Genomic DNA, 873 nt, shown 5'->3' with positions numbered 1-873 from the left:
CGCCCGACAGGTCGACCCGCAGCGCCAGCGTGTTGACGAAGAAGCCGATCAGCTCTTCGATCTCGCGCCGGCCGCGATTGGCGCTCGGCACGCCGATCACGACGTCGTCCTGCCCCGACAGGCGCGACAGCACCGCCGCCCAGGCCGCCAGCACCGTCATGAACAACGTCGTGCCATGCTGCCGGCTCAGCCGCTTCAGCCGCCGCGTCAGATCCGCATCGATAACGATCGGAACCGTCGCCCCGGCAAACGACTGCTGGGCCGGCCGCACGCGGTCCGTCGGCAGCGCAAGCCCGGCCGGTGCGCCTGACAGGGCGTTGCGCCAATACTGCGCCTGGCTCTGCAGCCGTTCCCCCGACAGCCACTGCCGTTGCCAGGCGGCATAATCCGGATATTGGATCGCAAGCGGCGGCAAAGGATCGTCCTGTCCAGCCTCGAACGCCCGGTAAAGCTGACTCAGTTCACGCATCAAGACGCCCATCGACCAGCCGTCGGAGACGATGTGATGCTGGGTCAGCTGGAAGACGTGCTCCTCATCCGCCAGCCGGATCAGACGAGCGCGGATCAGCGGCCCGCGCGACAGATCGAACGGCGTGCGCGCCTCTTCATGGCACAGATCCGAAAGCACAGCCTCAGCATCCGGCCTGTCCCGCAGATCGTGCTCGAGCACCGGCAGCCCCGCATCCGGCGGCAGGACCTCAACCCAGGGCTTGCCCTCCGGCGCGACAAAGACACTGCGCAGCGCCTCATGACGTGCAAACAGACGGTCAAGGCTGCGCTGCCAGGCGACGCGGTCGAGCACCCCCCGCAGCCGCAAGGCCAGCGGAATATGATAGTTGGTGCTGCCCTCGTCGAGCTGCGCCAAAAACCATA

Annotated in this window: 1 protein-coding gene; it reads right to left on the bottom strand. The window is 67.0% G+C overall.

Translation table 11 applies throughout. The features are described from left to right. The coding region (locus tag NKH90_RS34625) for a condensation domain-containing protein (protein ID WP_352823818.1) at positions 1-873 on the bottom strand (873 nt) is incomplete at both ends.

The sequence above is a fragment of the Mesorhizobium sp. M0898 genome (assembly GCF_040319695.1).
In the GTDB taxonomy this organism is placed as follows: domain Bacteria; phylum Pseudomonadota; class Alphaproteobacteria; order Rhizobiales; family Rhizobiaceae; genus Mesorhizobium.
This window is presented reverse-complemented; position numbering and strand designations above follow the sequence as displayed.